Annotated in this window: 4 protein-coding genes; 2 read left to right on the top strand and 2 right to left on the bottom strand. The window is 67.9% G+C overall.

The features are described 5' to 3' along the window. Positions 1-289: 289 nt before the first annotated feature. Positions 290-883: a GNAT family N-acetyltransferase gene (locus ACWDR4_RS49640; protein ID WP_450418761.1), complete on the bottom strand. Its 594-nt coding sequence runs from the start codon at positions 881-883 to the stop codon at positions 290-292. A 245-nt stretch (positions 884-1,128) separates the two neighbouring features. Between ACWDR4_RS49640 and secA the strand changes: the two genes are divergently transcribed. Beyond that, complete coding sequence (secA, locus tag ACWDR4_RS49645; protein ID WP_450418762.1) at positions 1,129-3,954, top strand: preprotein translocase subunit SecA; 2,826 nt, start codon at positions 1,129-1,131, stop codon at positions 3,952-3,954. Between the two features lie 147 nt (positions 3,955-4,101). On the opposite strand, the gene ACWDR4_RS49650 is transcribed toward secA, so the two are convergent. Beyond that, positions 4,102-4,725, bottom strand: coding sequence for an Rv3235 family protein (locus ACWDR4_RS49650; RefSeq protein ID WP_450418764.1), 624 nt, complete (start codon positions 4,723-4,725; stop codon positions 4,102-4,104). A 405-nt stretch (positions 4,726-5,130) separates the two neighbouring features. Here ACWDR4_RS49650 and ACWDR4_RS49655 point away from each other — a divergent pair, with 405 nt between their 5' ends. Continuing rightward, positions 5,131-5,646, top strand: a complete 516-nt coding sequence (locus ACWDR4_RS49655; protein WP_450418765.1) for a DUF6912 family protein — start codon at positions 5,131-5,133, stop codon at positions 5,644-5,646. Positions 5,647-5,756: the final 110 nt, after the last annotated feature.

Below are 5,756 nucleotides of genomic sequence, written 5' to 3' on the forward strand. Positions count from 1 at the left end.
TGCGCCCCCAGACCCCCCTTTGTCGCGCTGAACGCGCTCGTCCTCAAACGCCGGACGGGCTGGGTGGGGGTGCGGGCGGGTGGTGGGGGTGGGTGGGGGAAAGCTCGCGCTGGACGCGCTTGTCCTCAAGCGCCGGACGGGCTGAAATGCCTCGGCCGGCGCTGAAGAGGCACCGCCCGTACTGCGGAAGCGGCGGGTGCGGGTGGGCGGGGAAAAGTGGGCTGAGTGCGGTTGTCCTCGAACGCCGGACGGGCTGGATGGTGCCGGCCGGTGTTGACGTGCGGGGGCCTCACGTGGCGGGCGGGCCGGACGTGTCCGGGGCCGGGAGGTAGGGGGCCGTTGACGGGAGGCTCAGGTCTGAGGGGAGTAGGGAGGCTACCCAGCAGTCTCGGCGTACTCCCTTGTTGTTGATTGCTGAGCGGAGGGTGCCTTCCATGGTGAAGCCGGCTCGTTCTGCCGCTGCTCGGGATGGGGCGTTGCCCACCTCCGCTCGCCATTCCACTCGGTCCACCGAGAGGTGGGTGAAGGCCCAGCGGGAAGCGGTGGTCGTAGCCTCTGTGATGTAGCCCCTGCCCCTGTGGGTCTTGGTGGCCCAGAAGCCGATCTCGGCCACGCCCAGGGAGCGCATCGTCAGGGCGAGCATGCCCACCAGCTCCTCCCCTTCGGGGAGGAAGATGCCGAACGTGAACATCGAGCCGTCCGCCCAGCCGTCGGGTACCACCTGGGTGGTGAAGCTGTGGGCGTGCTCGGGGAGGTACGGCGACGGGATCGTCGTCCAGCGCTGGATGTCCGTGTCCTGCACCGCGGCGTACACGGCGTCCGTGTCGAGTGGGCCGACGGTACGCAGGAACAGGCGGGCCGTGGTGAGCGTGACGGGGTCCATCGGCCGATTCTGCTCGGGGGAGGATCAGGGCGCCATCCCTTTTGCCGTGCGTGGGTTCGTGATCACAATTCGTGCAATTCGTGGGTGGGGCGCGGCACCATCCGTGGCTCCCGGCCGTTCTCCTTATGGCTGTCCTACCGGCAGGCCTCCCGGCTGGGCGGGGTCCTCGCATACGATGGCCGTCGCTCAGTTAAGACAATGGAAATCGACCGTCCTAGGCCCGACCGGCAAGGAGACCAACCCCCGTGTCCGTCCTCTCGAAGATCATGCGTGCAGGCGAAGGCAAAATCCTGCGCAAGCTGCACCGCATCGCGGACCAGGTCAACTCCATCGAAGAGGACTTTGTCGACCTCTCCGACGCCGAGCTGCGGGCCCTCACCGATGAGTACAAGCAGCGGTACGCCGACGGTGAGAGTCTGGACGACCTGTTGCCCGAAGCCTTCGCCACCGTGCGCGAGGCCGCCAAGCGCGCCCTCGGCCAGCGTCACTACGACGTACAGATCATGGGCGGCGCGGCCCTCCACCTCGGCTATGTCGCCGAGATGAAGACCGGTGAGGGCAAGACCCTGGTCGGCACCCTTCCCACGTATCTGAACGCCCTCTCCGGAGACGGCGTTCACCTCATCACGGTCAATGACTACCTGGCCGAGCGTGACTCCGAGATGATGGGTCGCGTCCACAAGTTCCTGGGGCTGACTGTCGGCTGCATCCTCGCCAACATGACGCCGGCCCAGCGGCGCGAGCAGTACAGCTGCGACATCACTTACGGCACGAACAACGAGTTCGGCTTCGACTACCTGCGCGACAACATGGCGTGGTCGAAGGACGAACTCGTGCAGCGCGGCCACAACTTCGCCGTCGTCGACGAGGTCGACTCGATCCTCATCGACGAGGCCCGTACGCCGCTGATCATCTCCGGCCCGGCCGACCAGGCCACCAAGTGGTACGGCGACTTCGCCAAGCTGGTCACGCGCCTCAAGCGCGGCGAGACGGGCAACCCCCTCAAGGGCATCGAGGAGACCGGCGACTACGACGTCGACGAGAAGAAGCGCACGGTCGCCATCCACGAGTCGGGTGTCGCCAAGGTCGAGGACTGGCTGGGCATCGACAACCTGTACGAGTCGGTGAACACGCCGCTGGTGGGCTACCTGAACAACGCCATCAAGGCCAAGGAGCTCTTCAAGAACGACAAGGACTACGTCGTCATCGACGGCGAAGTCATGATCGTCGACGAGCACACCGGCCGTATCCTCGCCGGCCGCCGCTACAACGAGGGCATGCACCAGGCGATCGAGGCGAAGGAAGGGGTGGACATCAAGGACGAGAATCAGACCCTCGCCACTATCACCCTGCAGAACTTCTTCCGCCTTTACGACAAGCTCTCCGGCATGACCGGTACGGCCATGACCGAGGCCGCCGAGTTCCACCAGATCTACAAGCTCGGTGTCGTCCCGATCCCGACCAACCGTGACATGGTCCGCAAGGACCAGTCCGACCTGATCTACCGCACCGAGGTCGCGAAGTTCGAGGCGGTCGTCGACGACATCGCTGAGAAGCACGAGAAGGGTCAGCCGATCCTCGTCGGCACGACCTCGGTCGAGAAGTCCGAGTACCTCTCGCAGCAGCTCTCGAAGCGCGGCATCCAGCACGAAGTGCTGAACGCCAAGCAGCACGACCGGGAGGCGACGATCGTCGCTCAGGCGGGCCGCAGAGGAGCGGTCACGGTCGCCACCAACATGGCCGGCCGTGGTACGGACATCAAGCTCGGCGGCAACCCCGACGACCTCGCCGAGGCGGAGCTGCGCCAGCGCGGCCTCGACCCCGAGGAGCACATCGAGGAGTGGGCCGCGGCCCTGCCGGCCGCCCTGGAGCGGGCCGAGAAGGCCGTCAAGGCCGAGTTCGAAGAGGTCAAGGACCTCGGCGGGCTCTACGTCCTCGGCACCGAGCGGCACGAGTCGCGACGCATCGACAACCAGCTGCGCGGTCGTTCCGGACGTCAGGGCGACCCCGGCGAGTCGCGGTTCTACCTCTCCCTCGGCGACGACCTCATGCGGCTGTTCAAGGCCCAGATGGTCGAGCGCGTCATGTCGATGGCGAACGTTCCGGACGACGTACCGATCGAGAACAAGATGGTCACCCGGGCCATCGCCTCCGCCCAGTCGCAGGTCGAGACGCAGAACTTCGAGACCCGCAAGAACGTCCTCAAGTACGACGAGGTTCTCAACCGGCAGCGCGAGGTCATCTACGGCGAGCGTCGTCGTGTCCTGGAGGGCGAGGACCTGCACGAGCAGGTCCAGCACTTCATGGACGACACCATCGACGCGTACATCGGCGCGGAGACCGCCGAGGGCTTCGCCGAGGAGTGGGACCTGGACCGGCTGTGGGGCGCCTTCAAGCAGCTCTACCCGGTGAAGGTCACCGTCGACGAGCTGGAGGAGGCGGCCGGCGACCGTGCCGGGCTGACCGCCGAGTTCATCTCCGAGTCGATCAAGGACGACATCCACGACCAGTACGCGTCGCGCGAGGAGCAGCTCGGCTCCGAGATCATGCGTGAGCTGGAGCGCCGGGTCGTGCTGTCGGTCCTCGACCGCAAGTGGCGCGAGCACCTCTACGAGATGGACTACCTCCAGGAGGGCATCGGTCTGCGCGCCATGGCGCAGAAGGACCCGCTGGTCGAGTACCAGCGCGAGGGCTTCGACATGTTCACCGCCATGATGGAGGGCATCAAGGAGGAGTCCGTCGGCTACCTGTTCAACCTGGAGGTCCAGGTCGAGCAGCAGGTCGAGGAGGTCCCGGTCGCGGACGCCAAGCCGTCGCTGGACAAGGGCGCCGAGGACTCGGTGCCGGCGCAGGCGGGTGCCGGTTCCCGGCCGGAGATCCGGGCCAAGGGGCTCGACGCTCCGCAGCGGCCGGACCGGCTGCACTTCTCCGCGCCGACCGTGGACGGCGAGGGCGGTGTCATCGAGGGCGACTTCGTCGGGGACGACGACGAGGTGCGGTCCGAGGCGGACGGACTCACGCGCGCGGAGCGGCGCAAGCAGCAGCGGAGTGGGCGGCGGCGCAAGAAGTAGGCGGTAATTCGGTAGTGCAGTAGTAGGCGTAGTGCAGCAGTAGGCAGTGAGTACCTGGTAGTCGCTGTGTGAAGGGCCGGGCATCCGTGGAGGGTGGCCGGCCCTTCTGCTTTGTGTGTGGGAGGGCACGGGAGAGTGGGCGGGGGCTCAGTCGTCCGTGTGTGGCCTTCGGGGGCCGCCCAGTTCCACCGCCGTGCAGCGCCAGCGGAAGTCGTGGCCCAGCTCCAGGCGGAAGGCCATCGCGCGGAGCTGGTCGCCGGCTCCGATACGGGCGAAGGCCTCCAGGGCGCCTTGGCTGGGCTCGTAGTAGCCGACGTCGCGGACCACGGGGCGGGTGCCGCGGGTGCGCAGAGGGCCGCGTTCGGCGAGCCAGGCCAGTTCGTCGTAGGCGCGGCCCACGGTGTGGCGGAGCATGCTGTGGACCGGGCGTTCGCCGCTCAGGACGGCCAGGAGGCGGTCGGCGAAGAGGTCGGTGGGACGGGGCTGCGGCGGGAGAGGCCTGGGTGCCTGGTGGGGCTTCTGGTGGGGCTGGGCGGGCCTCTGGGCGGGCCTCTGGAGGGTGTGCTGGGGTGTCGTCCTGCGCTGTCCCTGGGTGGGGACCCTGGGCTCGGCGTGGGTTTCGGTGGGGGTGGTCGCCTCGGGGAGGGGCGTACGGGTGGTGCCTCCGCCCGGGGTGGTGCGGTGCGGGGTGCTGCCGGGGCGGCGGGTGTCCCGGCGTACCGGCGGGCGGGACGGGGTGCGGCGGACCGTCCTTGTCATCACCTTGTTCATGGAATGTCCCCGTTTCTTGGGGCCCGGGTGGGTACCGGGCGGTAACTTTCTGGTGGGGATCTTGTACGGGGACGGATCGGCCGGACGCAAGGAGAGGCGGGGTGCGGTTCGGGGGGTCCGGAGGTTCACTTATCCGAGTGGTTCAGGGAGGGGAAAGCGCTGGTGGGGGAGGTGGTGGGGGTGAATTTCGGGGAGGTGGGTGGACGCCGGGAGAGGCTTGGGCGGGGACTCGAAAGGGGACCCCTCGACGTATCCTGATGGTCTTCCCGGGGTGTGCGGGCGGTCGTGCGGGAGGGCTTTCGAGGGTGCTGTGTCGCCCTTGTTCGTCGTCTTGGGGCGGCCCTCGGTTGTGCGGCTCCGGGTGCTCGTTCCGGTCAGGAACGCCTACTACGAAAGCGGTCAGTCATGCGCGTCTACGTCCCTCTGACCCTCCCTGGCCTTGCTGAGGCGTACAAGACGGGTGAGTTGGGGGCGGGGCCGTTCGTCGCGTACGCCGTCACGCCCGCGTTGCGTGAGTGGTATCTGTCCGACGACATCGAGGAGCTGGAGTACGCGGCGCTGAATCGGGCCGCGCTCGCGTCGCTGCGGTTGCTCGCGATGGAGCCGGGGGTGGTGCGGCGGCGGGTCGTTGTCGCCCTTGATGTCGCGGACGGGGTGGCTGTTGCCGACCCCGACCGGGGGCTTGATCCGGGGGCGTTGGGTGAGGTGCGGGTCGGTGGGGCCGTGTCGTTGGGGAAGGCGGCGGCTGTGCATGTCGACTCCGCGGAGGCGGAGGGGGATGTCGCTGCGGCTGCGGCGGTTTTGGGGGCGGCGGATCGGGGGGATGACGATGCGCAGTTCACAGTGGACGGGGCTGAGGATCATGAGCTGCTTTGGTATGCCACGCAGGAGATTCCTAACCTGGTGGAGTTGCTGGGGTGAGGTGTGAGGGGGTGGTTTTTTCGCCCCCGCCGCCCCTACCCGTCCCATCCCGTTCCTGGGGGCTGCCGCCCCCAGACCCCCGCTTCGGCCTGAACGGCCTCGTCCTCAAA

This window comes from Streptomyces sp. NPDC000878 (assembly GCF_053599695.1).

What these genes read in the sequence shown, in the direction of transcription:
- ACWDR4_RS49650 (WP_450418764.1), bottom strand. Translation starts at nt 4,725, where the DNA reads ATGAACAAGGTGATGACAAGGACGGTCCGCCGCACCCCGTCCCGCCCG.
- ACWDR4_RS49640 (WP_450418761.1), bottom strand. Translation starts at nt 883, where the DNA reads ATGGACCCCGTCACGCTCACCACGGCCCGCCTGTTCCTGCGTACCGTC.
- ACWDR4_RS49655 (WP_450418765.1), top strand. Translation starts at nt 5,131, where the DNA reads ATGCGCGTCTACGTCCCTCTGACCCTCCCTGGCCTTGCTGAGGCGTAC.